This is a genomic window from Achromobacter sp. 1011791174, from assembly GCF_059760925.1.
The window spans coordinates 17,145-34,055 of sequence record NZ_JCBANH010000072.1; the positions used below are offsets into that span (position 1 = coordinate 17,145).

The following is a 16,911-nucleotide window of genomic DNA, read 5'->3' on the forward strand; positions in this document are numbered from 1 at the left end:
CATGCGCATACCCGCCAAGAAACTGCTTCCCGCCCTGCTCGTCGTGGCCGTGGCTGGCGCCGGCTACCTGGGCTGGCGCCTGCTGGGCGACCACGGCCCCGGCGAAGGCTTCATCAGCGGCAACGGTCGCATCGAAGCCACCGAGATCGATGTCGCCGCCAAGCTGCCCGGCCGCGTGCAGGACGTGCTGGTCAAGGAAGGCGACTTTGTCGCCGCCGGCCAGCCGCTGGCGCGCATGCAGGTCGATACCCTGTTGGCCCAGCGCGCCGAGGCCGTGGCCCAGCAGCAGCGCGCGATCAACGGCGTGGCCAGCGCCGCCGCCCAGACCGCGCAGCGCGAAAGCGACAAGCTGGCGGCCCAGGCCGTGGTGGCGCAGCGCGAGAGCGAGCTGGACGCCGCGCGCCGGCGCCTGGCGCGCTCCGAAACCTTGTCGCGCGAAGGCGCCTCGTCGATCCAGGAACTGGACGACGACCGCGCCCGCGTGCGCAGCGTCCAGGCCGCCGTGCATGCCGCGCGCGCCCAGGTGACGGCCGCGGCCGCCGCCATCGAGGCCGCGCGCGCCGCCCAGGTGGGCGCGCAATCGGCGGTCGAGGCGGCGCAGGCCACGGTCGCGCGCATCGACGCCGACCTGGCCGACAGCGAGCTGCGCGCGCCGCGCGCCGGCCGCGTGCAGTATCGCGTGGCGCAACCGGGCGAAGTGCTGGGCGCGGGCGGCAAGGTGCTCAACATGGTCGACCTGGCCGACGTCTACATGACCTTCTTCCTGCCCGAGCAGGCCGCCGGCCGCGTGGCGCTCGGCCAGGACGTGCGCATTATCCTGGACGCCGCGCCGCAGTACGTCATTCCGGCCGCCGTGTCCTTCGTCGCCAGCACCGCCCAGTTCACGCCCAAGACGGTGGAAACCGCCAGCGAGCGGCAGAAGCTGATGTTCCGCGTGAAGGCCCAGATCAGTCCCGAGCTGCTGCACAAGCACCTGCAACAGGTCAAGACCGGCCTGCCCGGCGTGGCCTGGATCAAGCTGGATGCCGGCGCGCAGTGGCCCGCCCAACTTGAAGTTCGGGTGCCCTGATGGCCACGCAACCCGGCGTCCCCTCCGCCGCGCCGCCCGTCGCGTCGCTGGCCGGCGTCAGCCTGCGCTACGGCGAGGTGCTGGCGCTGGACGACGTGACGCTGGACGTGCCGGCGGGCCGCATGGTGGGCCTGATCGGCCCGGACGGCGTGGGCAAGTCCAGCCTGCTGTCGCTGGTGGCCGGCGCGCGCGCCGCGCAGGACGGGCGCGTGACGGTGCTGGGCGGCGACATGGCCGACGGCCGCCACCGCGACGCCGTCTGCCCGCGCATCGCCTACATGCCGCAGGGCCTGGGCAAGAACCTCTACCCGACCCTGTCGGTGGAAGAGAACCTGCAATTCTTCGGCCGGCTGTTCGGCCATGACGCGGCCGAGCGGCGCCGGCGCATCGACAGCCTGACGCGCAGCACCGGCATGGCGGCCTTCCTGTCGCGCCCGGCCGGCAAGCTGTCCGGCGGCATGAAGCAGAAGCTGGGGCTGTGCTGCGCGCTGATCCACGACCCGGACCTGCTGATCCTGGACGAACCGACCACCGGCGTGGACCCGCTGGCGCGCGCGCAGTTCTGGGACCTGATCAACGCCATCCGCGCCGAGCGCCCCGCCATGAGCGTGATCGTGGCCACGGCCTACATGGACGAGGCGCGGCGCTTCGACTGGTTGATCGCGCTGGACGACGGCCGCGTGCTGGCCCAGGACACACCCGCCGGGCTGCAGGCGCGCGGCCGCGCCGCCTCGCTGGAGGAAGCCTTCATCGCGCTCTTGCCCGAAGAGAAGCGCCGCGGCCACGAGCCGGTGCGCATCGTGCCGCTGGCGCTGGACGACCAGGCCGAGATCGCCATCGAGGCGCGCGACCTGACCATGCGCTTCGGCGACTTCGTGGCCGTGGACCACGTCAACTTCCGCATCCGCAAGGGCGAGATCTTCGGCTTCCTGGGCTCGAACGGCTGCGGCAAGTCCACCACCATGAAGATGCTGACCGGCCTGCTGCCGGCCAGCGAGGGCCGCGCCTGGCTGTTCGGCCAGGAGGTCGATCCGAGGAACATCGACGCGCGCCGCCGCGTCGGCTACATGTCGCAGGCCTTCTCGCTGTACGGCGAGCTGACGGTGGAACAGAACCTGGTGCTGCACGCCCGGCTGTTCCACGTGCCCGAGGCCGAGATTCCCGCGCGCGTGGACGAGATGGCCGCGCGCTTCAGCCTGGACGCGGTGCGCGACGCGCTGCCCGAGAACCTGCCCATGGGCGTGCGCCAGCGCCTGTCGCTGGCCGTGGCCATGGTGCACAAGCCCGAGCTGCTGATCCTGGACGAACCGACCTCGGGCGTGGACCCGGTGGCGCGCGACAACTTCTGGCGCCTCCTGATCGCGCTGGCGCGGCAGGACCAGGTCACGATCTTCATCTCCACGCACTTCATGAACGAGGCCGAGCGCTGCGACCGCATGTCGCTGATGCACGCTGGCCGCGTGCTGGTCAGCGCCTCGCCCGCCGAGATCACGCGCGAGCGCGGCGCGGCCACGCTGGAAGAGGCCTTCATCGCCTACCTGATCGACGCCGGCGCCGGCGCCAAGGCGGCCGCGCCGGCGCGCGAGGACGCCGCCGCCCAACCCGCCGCCCCCGTCGCCCACCGTCGCTTCAGCCCGCAGCGCATGCTGAGCTATATGTGGCGCGAAGCGCTGGAGCTGCGGCGCGACCCGGTGCGCGCCACGCTGGCGCTGGCCGGCTCGCTGCTGTTGATGTTCGTCATCGGCTTCGGCATCAGCCTGGACGTGGAAGACCTGCGCTACGCGGTGATGGACCGCGACCAGACCGGGTTGAGCCAGAACTACGCGCTGAACCTGTCCGGCTCGCGCTACTTCATCGAACATCGACCCGTGACGGACTACCAGGACATGGACGCGCGCATGCGCAGCGGCGAGCTGTCGCTGGCCATCGAGATCCCGCAGGGCTTCGCCCGCGACGCGCAGCGCGGCAAGCCTGCGCAGATCGGCGTGTGGATCGACGGCGCCATGCCGCAGCGCGCCGAGACCATCCGTGGCTACGTGCTGGGCATGCACCAGGGCTGGCTGGCGCAGCAGGCGCGCGAGCGCCTGGGCGTCTCCACGGCGGCCACCGCCAGCGTGGAGACGCGCTTTCGCTACAACCCCGACGTGCGCAGCCTGCCGGCGATGGTGCCGGCCGTGATTCCGCTGCTGCTGCTCATGATGCCCGCCATGCTGACCGCGCTGGCGGTGGTGCGGGAGAAAGAGCTGGGCTCCATCATCAACCTGTACGTCACGCCGGTCACGCGGCTGGAATTCCTGCTGGGCAAACAGGCGCCCTATGTGGCGCTGGCCATGCTGAACTTCCTGCTGATGGCCTTGCTGGCGGTGACGGTGTTCGGCGTGCCGGTCACGGGCAGCTTCGCCACGCTGCTGCTGGCGGCGCTGATCTACAACGTGGTGGCCACCGCCATCGGCCTGCTGGCCTCGACCTTCACGCGCAGCCAGATCGCGGCGCTGTTCTTCACCATGATCGGCACGCTGGTGCCGGCGGTGCAGTTCGCCGGCCTGCTCACGCCGGTCGCCTCGCTGGAAGGCCTGGGCAAGCTGATCGGCCAGGTCTACCCGGCCACGCACATGCTCACCATCAGCCGTGGCGTCTTCAGCAAGGCGCTGGACCTGTCCAACCTGCAGTCCTCGTTCTGGCCGCTGCTGGCGGCCATACCGGTGGCGCTGGGCGCGTCGGCGCTGCTGCTGCGCAAACAGGAGCGCTGAAATGCGGCACTGGTCCAATATCTGGCGACTGGGCGTGAAGGAACTGTGGAGCCTGGCGCGCGACCCGATGATGCTGATCCTGATCACGGTGTCGTTCACGCTGATGATCTACACGGCCGCCACCGCCGTGCCCGAATCGCTGCACAACGCCGCCATCGCCGTGGTCGACGAGGACGGCTCGCCGCTGTCGGCGCGCATCGTCTCGGCCTTCTACCCTCCGCACTTCACGCGCCCGGCGATGGTGACGCCGGCGCAGGCCGACGCCGGCATGGACGCCGGCCGCTACACCTTCGCGCTGAACATCCCGCCCGACTTCCAGCGCGACGTGCTGGCCGGCCGGCCGGCGCAGATCCAGCTCAATGTGGACGCCACCCGCATGAGCCAGGCCTTCACCGGCAGCAACTACATCCAGCAGATCGTCGCCGACGAGATCAACGAGTTCGCGCGCCGCTACCGCGCCAGCGCCGAGCCGCCGGTGGGCCTGGCGGTGCGCATGCGCTTCAACCCCAACCTGACCCAGGCCTGGTTCGGCGCGCTGATGGAGATCATCAACAACGTCACCATGCTGTCCATCATCCTGACCGGCGCCGCGCTGATCCGCGAGCGCGAGCACGGCACCATCGAACACCTGCTTGTCATGCCGGTGACACCGACGGAGATCATGGTCGCCAAAGTGTGGTCGATGGGGCTGGTCGTACTGGCGTCGGCCGCGCTATCGTTGACGTTCATCGTGCGCGGGCTGCTGCAAGTGCCGATAGAAGGGTCCGTCGCCCTGTTCCTGGCCGGCGCGGCCCTACACCTGTTCGCCACCACCTCGATGGGCATCTTCATGGCCACGCTGGCGCGCAGCATGCCGCAATTCGGCATGCTGCTGGTGCTGGTGCTGCTGCCCTTGCAGATGCTGTCGGGCGGCACCACGCCGCGCGAGAGCATGCCCCAGTTCGTGCAGGACATCATGCTGGCCGCGCCCACCACGCATTTCGTGGAGCTAGGCCAGGCCATTCTCTACCGGGGCGCGGGAATCGACGTCGTCTGGAAGCCCTTCCTCGCCCTGGCCCTGATCGGCACCGCGCTGTTCATGTTCTCGCTGGCCCGCTTTCGCAAGACCCTCAGCCAGATGGCTTGAGGCCAAGTATTCGTTGCCCCTTACCACGACACTTTAAAAGGACGGATGATGAAGAAAACGACAGCCTCCACGCCCACGGGTCTGTTCGGCGCCAACGCCGCGTACTGCCAGCGACTCGCCCTGCTGGCCCAGCAAAGCCAGCAGCGCTGGCTGGCGCTGGGCCAACGCCTGTACGGCGGCGCCGCCGCCGAGTACCTGTCCACCCTGGCCCCGCTCAAGGCGTCCGGCAACTGGCAGGAAATCGCGCCAGCGCTGGGCGAGGTCACCCGCAAGCAATGGCAGGCCCAGCTGGAAGCCAGCAAGGCCCTCACCCATGCCGCGCTCGAGGAGCAGGCCGCGCTGGCGGCCGGCTGGAGCGAGGCCATGAACGGCTGGCTGCATGACGCCGCCGGGGCCGCCACCGGCCTGGCCGCCACGCCCGTGACGCAGTTCTGGTCCAACATGTCCGACCAGGTGGCCAGCGCCTGCGGCGCGATGCGCGAAGCCACGCAGGCGGGAGCCCGACATGGCGAATGACGCTTCCCGCCAAGCACGCACCGCGCTGGTGACCGGCGGCACCGGCTGCCTGGGCCGCGCCATCGCCATCGCGCTGCATGATGCCGGCCACCAGGTCCTGGTGACGTATCACCGCAGCGCGGCCGCCGCCCGCGCCTGGCAGGACGAACAGGCCGGGCTGGGCCGCGACTTCACGCTGTATCAGGTCGACGTGGCCGATAACGCAGCGTGCCAGGCGCTGGTCCGCCAGCTGGAACAGGACGGCCGGCAGGTCGACATCCTGGTCAACAACGCCGGCATCACGCGCGACGCCAGCCTGCGCAAGATGCGCTACGAGGACTGGACCGAGGTGATGCGCAGCAACCTGGACTCGATGTTCAACATGACCCAACCGCTATGCGGGGCCATGTCGGATCGGGGCTGGGGACGTATCGTCAACATCTCGTCGGTCAACGGCAGCAAGGGCGCGTTCGGCCAGGCCAACTACGCGGCGTCCAAGGCCGGCATCCACGGCTTCACCAAGTCGCTGGCGCTGGAGCTGGCCAGGAAGGGCGTGACGGTGAACACCATCTCGCCCGGCTACCTGGCCACCAGCATGGTCAAGGCCGTGCCGGAAGAGGTGCTGAAGGAGAAGATCCTGCCGCAGATCCCGCTGGGCCGGCTGGGCGAGCCGGACGAGGTGGCGGCGCTGGTGGCCTTCGTCTGCAGCGACGCGGCCGCGTTCATGACGGGTAGCAACATCGCCATGAACGGCGGTCAGCACATGTATTGAGCGCCGCCTCTGCCCGCCCGCGCCTCAGGGCCCGGGCGGGCCCAGTTCCTCGACCAGGAAATCGATGAAGGCGCGCACCTTGGCCACCATGTGGCGGCGCGACGGATACACCACGTAGATGTCGGTCTGCACCGGCCGCCAGTCGTCCAGCACGGCGCGCAACGCGCCGCTCGCCAGATCGTCCTGCACATACACGCGCGGCACCAGGCTCAGGCCGAAGCCGGCGCGCAGGGCATCGCGCACCGCCAGGCTGGAGCCGACCTTGTAGCGCCCCCGCACCGGCACGCGCTGGGTCTGCCCCGCGCGCTGGAAGGTCCATTCGTCGGCATGGCCCGACAGCGTGAACTGCACGCACTCATGGCCGCGCAGGTCGGCCGGCGAGGCCGGTGCGCCATGACGCGCCAGATAGGCAGGCGCCGCGCACAGCACATGCTCCAGGGTCATCAGCCGGCGCGCCACCAGGCTGGAATCCTCCAGCCGGTCCGTGCCGCGTATCGCCAGGTCGTAGCCTTCCTTGACGATGTCCACGCGCCGGTCCTCCAGGTTCAGGTCCAGCGACAGGTCCGGATGGCGCGCCAGGAAGGCGGGAATCGCGGCCGACAGGCGCGTCAGCGTGAAGGACATGGGCGCGCTGACGCGCAGCGTGCCCGTGGGCGCGGATTGCAGCGGCCCGAGCGACTGCTCGGCCTCGCGCAGCTCGTCCAGGATGCGCGCGACTTGCTCGTAGTAGCGCGTGCCCGCCTCGGTCAGGCTCATGCGCCGCGTGGTGCGATTCAGCAGGCGCGCCGCGACGTGGGCCTCGAGTTCGGCGATGTTCTTGCTGACGGCGGCGGGCGACAGGCCGAGCTGCCGCGACGCGGCGGCGAAGCCGCCCTGCTCCACCACTTGCCGGAATACCCGCAGCGCGGTCAGATGGTCCACGGATTATTTACCTTTGGTGAACGATATCGCGATCATAATGGCCATTATCACGAAGCAGGAATTCAATTAGCCTTCCGGTCATGACGCCAAGGCGCCGCATGCACGGTCCTGGATCTCCCCGAAACCCTCAACGGACACCGGCCCAGGCCGCTGCCAGGACATGACCAAGAACCGCAGTTCCGACCTCCTGCTCACCGCCGCCGCGCCGGCCATCTGGGGCAGCACCTACGTGGTGACCACGCTGATGTTGCCGCCCGGTATTCCCCTGACCGTGGCCATGCTGCGCGCGCTGCCCGCCGGCCTGCTGCTGCTGTTGTTCGTGCGCCAGCTGCCGCGGGGCATCTGGTGGCCGCGCGTGTTCCTGCTGGGCGCGCTGAATTTCTCGGTGTTCTGGGCCATGCTGTTCGTGGCCGCCTACCGCCTGCCCGGCGGCGTGGCGGCGACGCTGGGCGCGATCCAGCCGCTGCTGGTGATCGCGCTGGCGCGGCTGCTGCTGGGCGCGCCGGTGCGCGGCCTGGCGGTGCTGGCCGCGGCCGCCGGCCTGGGCGGCGTGGCGCTGCTGGTGCTCACGCCCAAGGCGGCGCTGGACCCGATCGGCGTGGCCGCCGGCCTGGCCAGCGCGGCCTCGATGGCGCTGGGCACGGTGCTCAGTCGCCGCTGGCAACCGCCCGTGTCGGCGCTGACCTTCACGTCCTGGCAATTGACGGCCGGCGGCATCCTGCTGGCGCCGGCCGCCCTGCTGGCCGAGCCCGCGCTGCCCGCGTTCAGCCTGCTGAACGTGGCCGGCATCGCCTACCTGGGGCTGATCGGCGCCGCGCTCACCTATGTGCTGTGGTTCCGAGGCGTGGCGCGGCTGGAGCCGGCCGCCGTGTCCTCGCTGGGCTTTCTCAGCCCGGTGACGGCCGTGCTGCTGGGCTGGGGCGTGCTCGGCCAGGGCCTGAGCGCGGCCCAATTGGCCGGCATGGCGGTGGTGGTGGCCAGCGTCTGGCTGAGCCAGCGCGCGCAGCGCATGGCGCCCGCGCCGGCGGTCCGCCGCGCCCCGGGCTGACAGCGACCGCGCATATGTATGCATAGGTAAATACCGCGACCGACGCGGTGGAAAGCGCGCACGGCGTGCGGCATGATCAGACTCCGACCCATTCATGGAGACTGCCGATGAGCAGCAAACCCACCATCATCCTGGTCCACGGTTTCTGGGGCGGCGCCGCCCACTGGAGCCGGGTCATCCTGGAACTGTCGCGCCTGGGCCACGCCGGCCTGCACGCCGTCGAGCTGCCGCTGACCTCGCTGGCGGACGACGCCGAACGGCTGCGCAAGATGATCGCCCAGCAGCCTGGCCCGGTGCTGCTGGCCGGCCATTCCTACGGCGGCGCCGTCATCACCGAGGCCGGCAACCAGCCCAACGTCACGGGCCTGGTCTACATCGCCGCCTTCGCGCCCGACGCCGGCGAAAGCGCGGGCGGCCTGACCCAGCAGCGCCTGCCCGCCGCCGCGCCCCACCTGGCGCCCGACAGCGACGGCTACCTGTGGCTGCGCGCCGACAAGTTCCACGAAAGCTTCTGCCAGGACCTGAGCGCCGACGACGCACTGGTCATGGCCGTGACGCAGAAGGCGCCGCTGGCCTCGGCCTTCGGCACCACGGTGACCCGGCCGGCCTGGCGCGACAAACCGAGCTGGTACCAGATCTCCAGCCAGGACCGCATGATCACGCCCGAGAACCAGGCCTGGATGTCCGGCCGCCTGAACGCGCGCAAGGTCATCACGCTGGACGCCAGCCACGCATCGCTCGCCTCGCGCGCACCCGAAGTAGCAGCGCTGATCGACGAGGCGGCGCGCGCCTGAACAGCGGCGCAGTGGCACTGGCACCACGCATGCAGCGGCGCAGAGGGTCCCCCAGGACCAGCTGCGCCGTTTTTCTTGTGCTTCGTCCCCACTATGCGAATTGCGGAAAACAGGCTATTTCCCTAATGAAACCAAGCCTTGTGCGATATCTGCGGCCAAACTGATACGCTTTTTTTAGTTTTCTCTGAATCTGTACTGTTCAAGCGCGGAGATCTACTTTGACGGCGTAGCTTCAACACGCACCAGGAACGACCGTCATGGACAGCGACGCGCTATTGCTCGCCCGAATACAGTTCGGCTTCACCATCTCCTTTCACATCATCTTCCCCGCCATCACGATCGGGCTGGCCAGCTATCTGGCGGTGCTCGAGGGCCTGTGGCTGCGCACCCGCGCCACGGTGTACCGGGATCTCTATCACTTCTGGACCAAGATCTTCGCCGTCAACTTCGGCATGGGCGTGGTGTCCGGCCTGGTGATGGCCTATCAGTTCGGCACCAACTGGAGCTTCTTCTCCGACTTCGCCGGCAGCATCACCGGCCCGCTGCTGGCCTACGAGGTGCTGACCGCCTTCTTCCTGGAAGCGGGCTTCCTGGGCGTGATGCTGTTCGGCTGGTCGCGCGTCGGGCCCGGCCTGCACTTTTTTTCCACGGTGATGGTGGCGCTGGGCACGCTGGTGTCGGCCACCTGGATCCTGGCGTCCAACAGCTGGATGCAGACGCCGGCCGGCTACGAGATCGTCAACGGCCAGGTCGTGCCCACGGACTGGCTGGCGGTGATCTTCAATCCGTCCTTCCCCTATCGCCTGGCGCACATGGGCATCGCCGCCTTCCTGGCCACGGCGCTGATGGTGGGCGCGTCCGGCGCCTGGCACCTGCTGCGCGGCGACCGCAGCCCGGCGGTGAAGAAGATGTTCGCGATGGCCATGGGCATGCTGCTGCTGGTCGCGCCGCTGCAGGCCGTGGTGGGCGACGTCCACGGACTGAACACGCTCAAGCACCAGCCCGCCAAGGTCGCTGCCATGGAAGGCCATTGGGAAAACGAGCCGGGCGCCGGCGTGCCGCTGACCCTGTTTGGCCTGCCCGACATGGACAAGGAGGAAACCCGCTACGCGCTCAACATCCCGCGCCTGGGCAGCCTGATCCTCACCCACAGCTGGGACGGGCAGTTCCCCGGCCTGAAGTCCTACCCGGCGGCGGACCGGCCCAACGTGCCGGTGGTGTTCTGGTCCTTCCGCGTCATGGTCGGGTTGGGTCTGCTGATGATCGCGCTGGCGATCTGGGCGCTGTGGACGCGCTGGCGCGGCCGGCTGTACGAATCCCGCGCGCTGCAACGCTTCGCGCTGTGGATGGGACCCTCTGGACTGATCGCCATGCTGGCCGGCTGGTATGTCACCGAAGTGGGCCGCCAGCCCTGGGTGGTGTACGGCGTGATGCGCACGGCCGATGCGGCCACGCCGCACGGGTTGGGCGAGCTGACGCTGACGCTGGCGCTTTTCGTGGCGGTATACCTGCTGGTGTTCGGCGCCGGCGTGTCCTACATGCTGCGCCTGATCCGCATGGGTCCCACGCCCGCCCCCGGCCACGCCCCATTGTCCGGCGGACCCGGCGAACCGCGCCAGCCGTCGCGCCCCCTGTCCGCCGCCTCCACCGGCGCCGGCCTGCCGCCGCAAACCTCGCATTCGGGAGCATGAGATGGGCATCGACCTCGCATTGATCTGGGCCGTGATCATCCTGTTCGGCATCATGATGTACGTCATCATGGACGGCTTCGACCTGGGCATCGGCATACTCTTCCCGCTGGTGTCCGACCCCGGGGAGCGCGACGTCATGGTCAACACCGTGGCGCCCGTATGGGACGGCAACGAGACCTGGCTGGTGCTGGGCGGCGCCGGCCTGATGGCCGCCTTTCCGCTGGCCTATTCCGTCATCCTGCACGCGCTGCATCTGCCGCTGGTGTTCATGCTGCTGGGCCTGATCTTCCGTGGCGTGGCCTTCGAGTTCCGCTTCAAGGCCGACGAACGCCACCGCCCGCTGTGGGACCGCGCCTTCGTGCTGGGCTCGATCTGCGCCACCTTCTTCCAGGGCGTGGCGCTGGGCGCCTACATCGAGGGCATCCCGGTCGTCGGCCGCGTCTACCAGGGCGGTCCCTGGGACTGGATCAGCCCCTTCTCGCTGTTCACCGGCGCGGGCCTGGTGGCCGCCTATGCGCTGCTGGGCTGCACCTGGCTGATCATGAAGACCGAGGGCGCGTTGCAACGTCGCATGTGCCGCGCCGCCAAGCCGCTGACGCTGGCGCTGCTGGCCGTGATCGCCGCGCTCAGCCTGTGGACGCCGCTGGCGCAGCCGCAGATCGCGCAGCGCTGGTTCAGCCTGCCCAATATGTTCTGGTTCCTGCCCGTGCCGCTGCTGGTGGCGGCGGCCGGCTTCGACCTGATCCGCCGCGTGCGGGGCGCGCCCGCCGCCGGCCCCTTCCTGCTGTCGCTGGGGCTGGTGTTCCTGGGCTACAGCGGCCTGGGCATCAGCATCTGGCCGGCCATCATTCCGCCGGACGTCTCGATCTGGACGGCGGCCGCGCCGCCGCAGAGCCTGGGCTTCGCGCTGGTGGGCGCGCTGGCCATCATCCCGGTCATCCTGATGTACACGGCCTGGTCCTATTACGTGTTCCGCGGCAAGGTGCGCGCGGGCGAGGGGTATCACTGATGCAATATCGATCCGACAAGGGCGCCGCCACGACGCTCCCCTCCTGGCGCAGCCGGCTACTGTGGCTGGCGCTGATCTGGGCCGGCAGCGTCGCCGCGCTGGGCGTGGCGGCCTGGGCCATGCGCCTGGCGATGCGCGCGATCGGCATGTCCCACTGATCCCATTCCCTCTCCTTGCAGGCCGCCCGCGCGGAACCGCCATGAAACGCTATGAAAAGTTGACCGAGGAAATCACCGGCTCGATCCTGTCGGGCCTGCTGCAGGCCGGCGACCGGCTGCCCTCGGTGCGCCAGACCAGCGCCAGCCGCGGCGTCAGCCCGTCGACGGTGTTCAAGGCCTACTACCTGCTGGAGGCGCGCGGCCTGATCCGCGCGCGCGACCGTTCCGGCTACTACGTGCTGCGCGCGCCGCAGGCCACGTTGCCGGAACTGGAGGCCGTCTCCAGCGCCGCTGCCGTCCGCCATCCGGTGGATGTCAGCGACAAGGTGCTGCAGGTGCTCAACGCCACCCTGCGGCGCGACATGCTGCCCTTCGGCTCGGCCTTTCCCAATCCCTCGCTGCTGCCCTATGGCCGGCTGGCCAAGTTCATGGCGTCGACGGTGCAGAAGCTCGACCCCTGGGGCTCGATCGATGACCTCAGCCCCGGCGACGCCGCGCTGCGCCGCGCCATCGCGCTGCGCTACCTGGCCGACGGCCTGACGGTGCCGGTGGACGACATCATCATCACCAACGGCGCGCTGGACGCGCTCAACCTGTGCCTGAGCGCGGTGACGCGGCCGGGCGACGCGGTGATCGTGGAATCGCCGACCTTCTACGCGGCGCTGCAATCGCTGGAACGCAACCAGCTGCACGCCATCGAGGTGGCCACCCATCCGCGCGAGGGCATCGACCTGGACGCGCTGGCCCAGGCCATCGTGCGCCACAAGCCGCGCGCCTGCTGGCTGATGACCACCTTCCAGAACCCGCTGGGCAGCCTGATGCCCGACGCCAAGAAGGAAGCGCTGGTCAAGCTGCTGACGCGCCACGGCGTGGCGCTGATCGAGGACGACGTCTACGGCGAACTCTATTTCGGCGACAAGCGCCCGCGCCCGGCCAAGGCCTTCGACCGCGAGGGCATCGTGATGCACTGTTCCTCGTTCTCGAAGACGCTGGCGCCGGGCTACCGGGTCGGCTGGGTCGCCGGCGGCCGCTACACGCGCCGCATCATGCGCAACAAGCTCACCACCAGCCTGGCCACCGCCGCGCCCACCCAGGCCGCCATCGCCGCCTACCTGGAAAAAGGCGGCTTCGATCGCCACCTGCGCCAGTTCCGCCAGCAGCTGGCCCTGCAACAGGGCGAGATGCTGCAGGCCGTGGCGCGGCATTTTCCCAAGGGCACCCGTGCCACGCGTCCGCAGGGCGGCTACTTCATCTGGGTCGAGCTGCCCGAACGCATCGACACGCTGCAACTGCATCGCGCCGCGCTGGGCCACGGCATCAGCATCGCGCCCGGTCCGCTGTTCTCGGCCACCGGCGGCTTCGGCAACTTCCTGCGGCTGAACTACGGCCATCCGTGGAACGGCGGGCTGGAACAGGGCATGGCGACGCTGGGCAAGCTGATGGGCGGCTAGGGGTGGATTTCCTGCGGGCGCATCTGCGGGACAGCACACTGGTGCCGCGCATCATGTTCATGCCCGCAGGAAAAAAGGCCGGCGCCTCGCGGCGCCGGCCTGATCGTTCACGCCACCGGAATGGCGTCAGTAGCGCGCGTCCTTCGGCTTCTTGCCCTGCGGCCAGTCTTTTTCCTTGCCGGCGAAATCCGGGCGCGGCATGTGCGTGAAGTACTCGGCCACGTCGACCGCGTCCTGGTCCGACAGCACATCGCCCTCGCCCCAGGCGCCGTGGGTGTTCACGCCCATCGGCATGCTGTTGCGGATGAAGGCGGCGGCCTTGTAGGTGCGGGCCAGGCCCGCGCCGATATTGAAGGACTCATCGCCCCACAGCGGCGGGAAAACAATGTCGCCGGCGCGGTCCTTCTTTCCTTCGCCGTTGGCGCCATGGCAGGCCGCGCACTGCGCCGCGTACAGCGACTTGCCACGCTCGGGGTTCGGCGTCAGCTTCATGTCGATGGGCCAGGCGTTCTCGATCTGCACCTTGGCGCCGTGCGGCACGTCCTGGGCCAACCACTTCATGTAGGCGATCATGGCCTGCATCTCGGCCGAGTCCTTGGCCAGCGGCTTGCCGTTCATCGAGCGCATGAAGCAGCCGTTGATGCGGTCCTCCAGCGTCACCACGCGGTTGGCGCGCGGATTGAATTGCGGGAAGGAATTCACCGTGTTGATGTACGGCGCGCCCATCGGCTTCTTGCCCTGCTGCACATGGCAGCTGTTGCAGTTCATGCTGGCGCCGGTGTTGTTGGGCAGCAGGCGGCGCGTCTCGTTCAGGAGGCGCTTGCCGTAGTTGATCTGCTCGGCGTTGGGCTGCCTGGCGATGTCGGTGTCCGACGGAATGGTGTAGTCGGGCAGGCGCTTGCCGTCCTTGTCCAGCACCGGGAAGGTGCGCGCGGGAGCCTGCCTGTCGGCGGCCGGGGGAGCCGGTGTGGCCGGCGCATCGGCCGCGCTGGCGCCCAGCCAGGCGCCGCAAGCCGCCAGCGCGGCCAGCAGCGATGCGAGTTTCAGTTTCCTGCTCATTGTTTGCCTCCGGCGACGATGTTCGGCTTCTTGCCGGCCAGGAATTCGCGGATGTGCGCGACGTCGCGCTCGCCGATGGGCGGCGCCTGGTTGGTCCACGCGCCGCGGATGAAGTTGATCACGTCGGTGATGTCCTGATCACTCAGGTGATTGAAGGCCGGCATGGCGAAGGCCATCGCATCCTGCGCGTTGGCCGGCATCCTGCCGCCCTCCAGCGTGATCTGGATGATGGACTGTGGGTTCTGCGCGAACACTGCCGAGTTGCCCGCCAGTGCCGGGAAGATGCGCGGCATGCCCTGGCCGTCGGCGCGGTGACAGGCCACGCACTGCTCTACGTAGATCACCGCGCCGCGCGAGCCGTAGCGGCCATCCAGCAACGCCGCCGTGGTGCTGTCGGCCTTGGGCGCGAAAGCCTGCAGCTTGCCCGGAGCGGGCGGCAGCTGTTTCAGGTAGGCCGCGATGGCCTCCAGGTCCGCGTCCGCGAAGTGGCGGGTGCTGTGCTCGACCACGTCGGCCATCGCGCCGAAAGCGGCCACCTTGTCCGTGCGGCCGGTCTTCAGGAACAGCGCGATCTCGGCGGGGCTCCAGGATTGCAGACCCTGCGCCTCGCCGCGCAGGCTCTTGGCGCGCCAGCCGTCGATCACCGCGCCGGTCAGGAAGGCGTCGCCGTCGGCCATCGACAGCGCCTTTTCCTGGTAGGCCAGGCCGCGCGGCGTATGGCAGGCGCCGCAATGGCCGGGGCCTTCCACCAGATAGGCGCCGCGCGTCAGCTTCTCGTCGGCGCCGGCGGGCGCGGCGAAGTCGCGCTTGGGCGCGAACATCAGCTGCCACCAGGCCATGGGCCAGCGCATGTTCAGCGGCCAGGGGATGGTCGAATCCGCGCTGGGCTGCTCGACCGGCGCCACGCTGGCCATGAAATAGGCGTACAACGCGCGCAGGTCCGCGTCCGGCATGATGGCGTAGGACGGATAGGGCATGGCGGGGTACAGCGGCGTGCCGTCCTTGCGGATGCCGTGCTGGACCGCGTTCTTGAAATCGGCGTAGCTATAGGCGCCGATGCCCGTCTTCCTGTCGGGCGTGATGTTCGATGAATAGATGGTGCCCACCGGCGTCTGCATCGCCAGGCCGCCCGCGAAGGGCTTGCCGCCGGGCACGCTGTGACAGGCCACGCAGTCGCCGGTGCGCGCGATATAGGCGCCGGCCTGGACCAGGCTGCGATCCTGGATGTCGACAGGCGCGGGCGCGTCGACCTTGCGGGCGGCGGTCAGCGCTTCTGCGCCGCCGATGGCGATGCCTGCCGCGGCCACAAGGCCCAGCGCCGCCCAGATCCCGAACTTACTCATACTGACCCTCCGTGTCCGCTGGCCTGCGCGCACGTCGGGGAAATTCGTACTGCGTTGTCCAGCCTATGGGATCAGCTTACGCCTTTTAGTAATTAACATATGACCGAACAGCATGAATCTATGGCCGCTGTTTGATCGGCAGCAAACCGGGCGGAAAAGGGGCGGCGCGGCCACCGACCGCGCGCCGAGGCCGCGTCAAACCGCAAGCCCCGGCGCGCCGGCCCAAGACCCGCGCGGCTCAGCCGGGGATCGTCAGACCCCGGACCACGGCGGGCCGGGAGACGAAAGCGTCCAGCACGCGCGCCACATTCTTGTACCGGGTGAACTCGACCAGCTCGCCCGCGCCGTAGAAACCGATCAGGTTGCGCACCCAGGGGAAGATGGCGATGTCGGCGATGGTGTACGTATCGCCCATGACCCAGTCGCGGCCTTGCAGGCGCTGGTCCAGCACGCCCAGCAGACGTCGCGCCTCGGCCACGTAGCGGTCGCGCGGACGCTTGTCTTCATAGTCCTTGCCGGCGAATTTGTGGAAGAAGCCCAGCTGGCCGAACATCGGACCGATGCCGCCCATCTGGAACATCAGCCATTGCAGCGTCTCGAAACGCCCGCCCGCGTCGGCCGGCAGGAACTGGCCGGTCTTGCTGGCCAGGTAAACCAGGATGGCGCCGGACTCGAACAGCGCCAGCGGCTTGCCATCGGGCCCGTTGGGATCGAGGATGGCGGGAATCTTGTTGTTGGGGCTGATCGACAGGAACTCGGGCGTGAACTGGTCCTGCGTATCGAAGCTGACCCGGTGCGCCTCGTAGGGCAGCCCCAGCTCCTCCAGCAGGATCGACACCTTCACGCCATTGGGCGTGGGCAGCGAATACAGCTGGATGCGGTCAGGGTGGCTGGCCGGCCATTTCCTGGTGATGGCGTAGGAATCGAGGGAAGTCATGCGTCGCGCTCCGGGGAATCGGAAGAATGGGGTCGGGAAGGCCGCGCGGGCCCGGGGCCCGTCGCGTCGGGCAAATTTAGCGCAAATCCCCGCCGCCAGGACCGCCCGCCGGGCACGCGCCGATTCTTTGAGAGAATAGGCGGCTCGCGCCCTCGTCCGTTCTTCCCGTCAACCCGCGCCCGCCCGACGCATGCCCGCCGTACCGACGATGTCCACACCTATCTGGCTGCGCCCGCTGCTTCTGGCCGGCGCGCTGCTGTCCCCGCCCGCATCCTGCCTGGCCGCCCC

General features: G+C 69.2%; 15 protein-coding genes. 11 read left to right on the plus strand and 4 right to left on the minus strand.

All coding sequences use genetic code 11. The features are described 5' to 3' along the window. The first annotated feature begins 1 nt into the window (after position 1). The 5 genes from AC6LJ5_RS21660 to phbB are packed head-to-tail and all read left to right on the plus strand — an operon-like array spanning position 2 to position 6,212. Positions 2–1,069: an HlyD family secretion protein gene (locus tag AC6LJ5_RS21660; protein WP_103271147.1), complete on the plus strand. Its 1,068-nt coding sequence runs from the start codon at positions 2–4 to the stop codon at positions 1,067–1,069. Next, a complete protein-coding gene (gene rbbA / locus AC6LJ5_RS21665; protein ID WP_498141577.1) occupies positions 1,069–3,819 on the plus strand; it encodes a ribosome-associated ATPase/putative transporter RbbA in 2,751 nt (916 codons plus the stop codon). Before AC6LJ5_RS21660 ends, rbbA begins: the two co-directional genes overlap by 1 nt. Position 3,820: 1 nt before the next feature. Further along, positions 3,821–4,945 carry an ABC transporter permease gene (locus tag AC6LJ5_RS21670; RefSeq protein WP_103271149.1) on the plus strand — a complete coding sequence of 375 codons (1,125 nt, stop codon included), beginning with the start codon at positions 3,821–3,823 and terminating at the stop codon, positions 4,943–4,945. A gap of 48 nt (positions 4,946–4,993) precedes the next feature. Then, positions 4,994–5,461 carry a hypothetical protein gene (locus AC6LJ5_RS21675; RefSeq protein ID WP_498141578.1) on the plus strand — a complete coding sequence of 156 codons (468 nt, stop codon included), beginning with the start codon at positions 4,994–4,996 and terminating at the stop codon, positions 5,459–5,461. Further along, complete coding sequence (gene phbB, locus AC6LJ5_RS21680; protein ID WP_103271150.1) at positions 5,451–6,212, plus strand: acetoacetyl-CoA reductase; 762 nt, start codon at positions 5,451–5,453, stop codon at positions 6,210–6,212. Before AC6LJ5_RS21675 ends, phbB begins: the two co-directional genes overlap by 11 nt. A 24-nt stretch (positions 6,213–6,236) precedes the next feature. On the opposite strand, the gene AC6LJ5_RS21685 is transcribed toward phbB, so the two are convergent. Continuing rightward, positions 6,237–7,133, minus strand: coding sequence for a LysR family transcriptional regulator (locus AC6LJ5_RS21685; protein ID WP_498141579.1), 897 nt, complete (start codon positions 7,131–7,133; stop codon positions 6,237–6,239). A 160-nt stretch (positions 7,134–7,293) separates the two neighbouring features. Here AC6LJ5_RS21685 and AC6LJ5_RS21690 point away from each other — a divergent pair, with 160 nt between their 5' ends. The 6 genes from AC6LJ5_RS21690 (at position 7,294) to AC6LJ5_RS21715 (ending at position 13,284) form a co-directional block, all read left to right on the plus strand. Next, entirely contained in the window at positions 7,294–8,181 is an 888-nt protein-coding gene (locus tag AC6LJ5_RS21690) for an EamA family transporter (protein WP_498141580.1), read from the plus strand. Between the two features lie 107 nt (positions 8,182–8,288). Beyond that, positions 8,289–8,975, plus strand: a complete 687-nt coding sequence (locus tag AC6LJ5_RS21695; protein WP_498141581.1) for an alpha/beta hydrolase — start codon at positions 8,289–8,291, stop codon at positions 8,973–8,975. 257 nt (positions 8,976–9,232) lie between these two features. Continuing rightward, entirely contained in the window at positions 9,233–10,666 is a 1,434-nt protein-coding gene (locus AC6LJ5_RS21700; protein ID WP_498141582.1) for a cytochrome ubiquinol oxidase subunit I, read from the plus strand. Between the two features lies 1 nt (position 10,667). Next, complete coding sequence (cydB, locus tag AC6LJ5_RS21705; protein ID WP_392410685.1) at positions 10,668–11,675, plus strand: cytochrome d ubiquinol oxidase subunit II; 1,008 nt, start codon at positions 10,668–10,670, stop codon at positions 11,673–11,675. After that, positions 11,675–11,833 (plus strand): DUF2474 domain-containing protein, encoded by a 159-nt coding sequence (locus AC6LJ5_RS21710; RefSeq protein WP_392410684.1) that lies wholly within the window; start codon positions 11,675–11,677, stop codon positions 11,831–11,833. Before cydB ends, AC6LJ5_RS21710 begins: the two co-directional genes overlap by 1 nt. A 41-nt stretch (positions 11,834–11,874) precedes the next feature. Continuing rightward, positions 11,875–13,284 carry an aminotransferase-like domain-containing protein gene (locus AC6LJ5_RS21715; RefSeq protein ID WP_103271157.1) on the plus strand — a complete coding sequence of 470 codons (1,410 nt, stop codon included), beginning with the start codon at positions 11,875–11,877 and terminating at the stop codon, positions 13,282–13,284. 126 nt (positions 13,285–13,410) lie between these two features. Here the strand turns inward: AC6LJ5_RS21715 and AC6LJ5_RS21720 are convergent, their stop codons facing one another. The 3 genes from AC6LJ5_RS21720 to AC6LJ5_RS21730 form a co-directional block, all read right to left on the minus strand. Further along, complete coding sequence (locus tag AC6LJ5_RS21720; RefSeq protein ID WP_103271158.1) at positions 13,411–14,343, minus strand: c-type cytochrome; 933 nt, start codon at positions 14,341–14,343, stop codon at positions 13,411–13,413. After that, positions 14,340–15,686: a c-type cytochrome gene (locus AC6LJ5_RS21725; protein WP_498141583.1), complete on the minus strand. Its 1,347-nt coding sequence runs from the start codon at positions 15,684–15,686 to the stop codon at positions 14,340–14,342. Before AC6LJ5_RS21725 ends, AC6LJ5_RS21720 begins: the two co-directional genes overlap by 4 nt. Positions 15,687–15,924: 238 nt before the next feature. Beyond that, a complete protein-coding gene (locus AC6LJ5_RS21730; protein WP_498141584.1) occupies positions 15,925–16,623 on the minus strand; it encodes a glutathione S-transferase N-terminal domain-containing protein in 699 nt (232 codons plus the stop codon). Positions 16,624–16,911 lie beyond the last annotated feature (288 nt).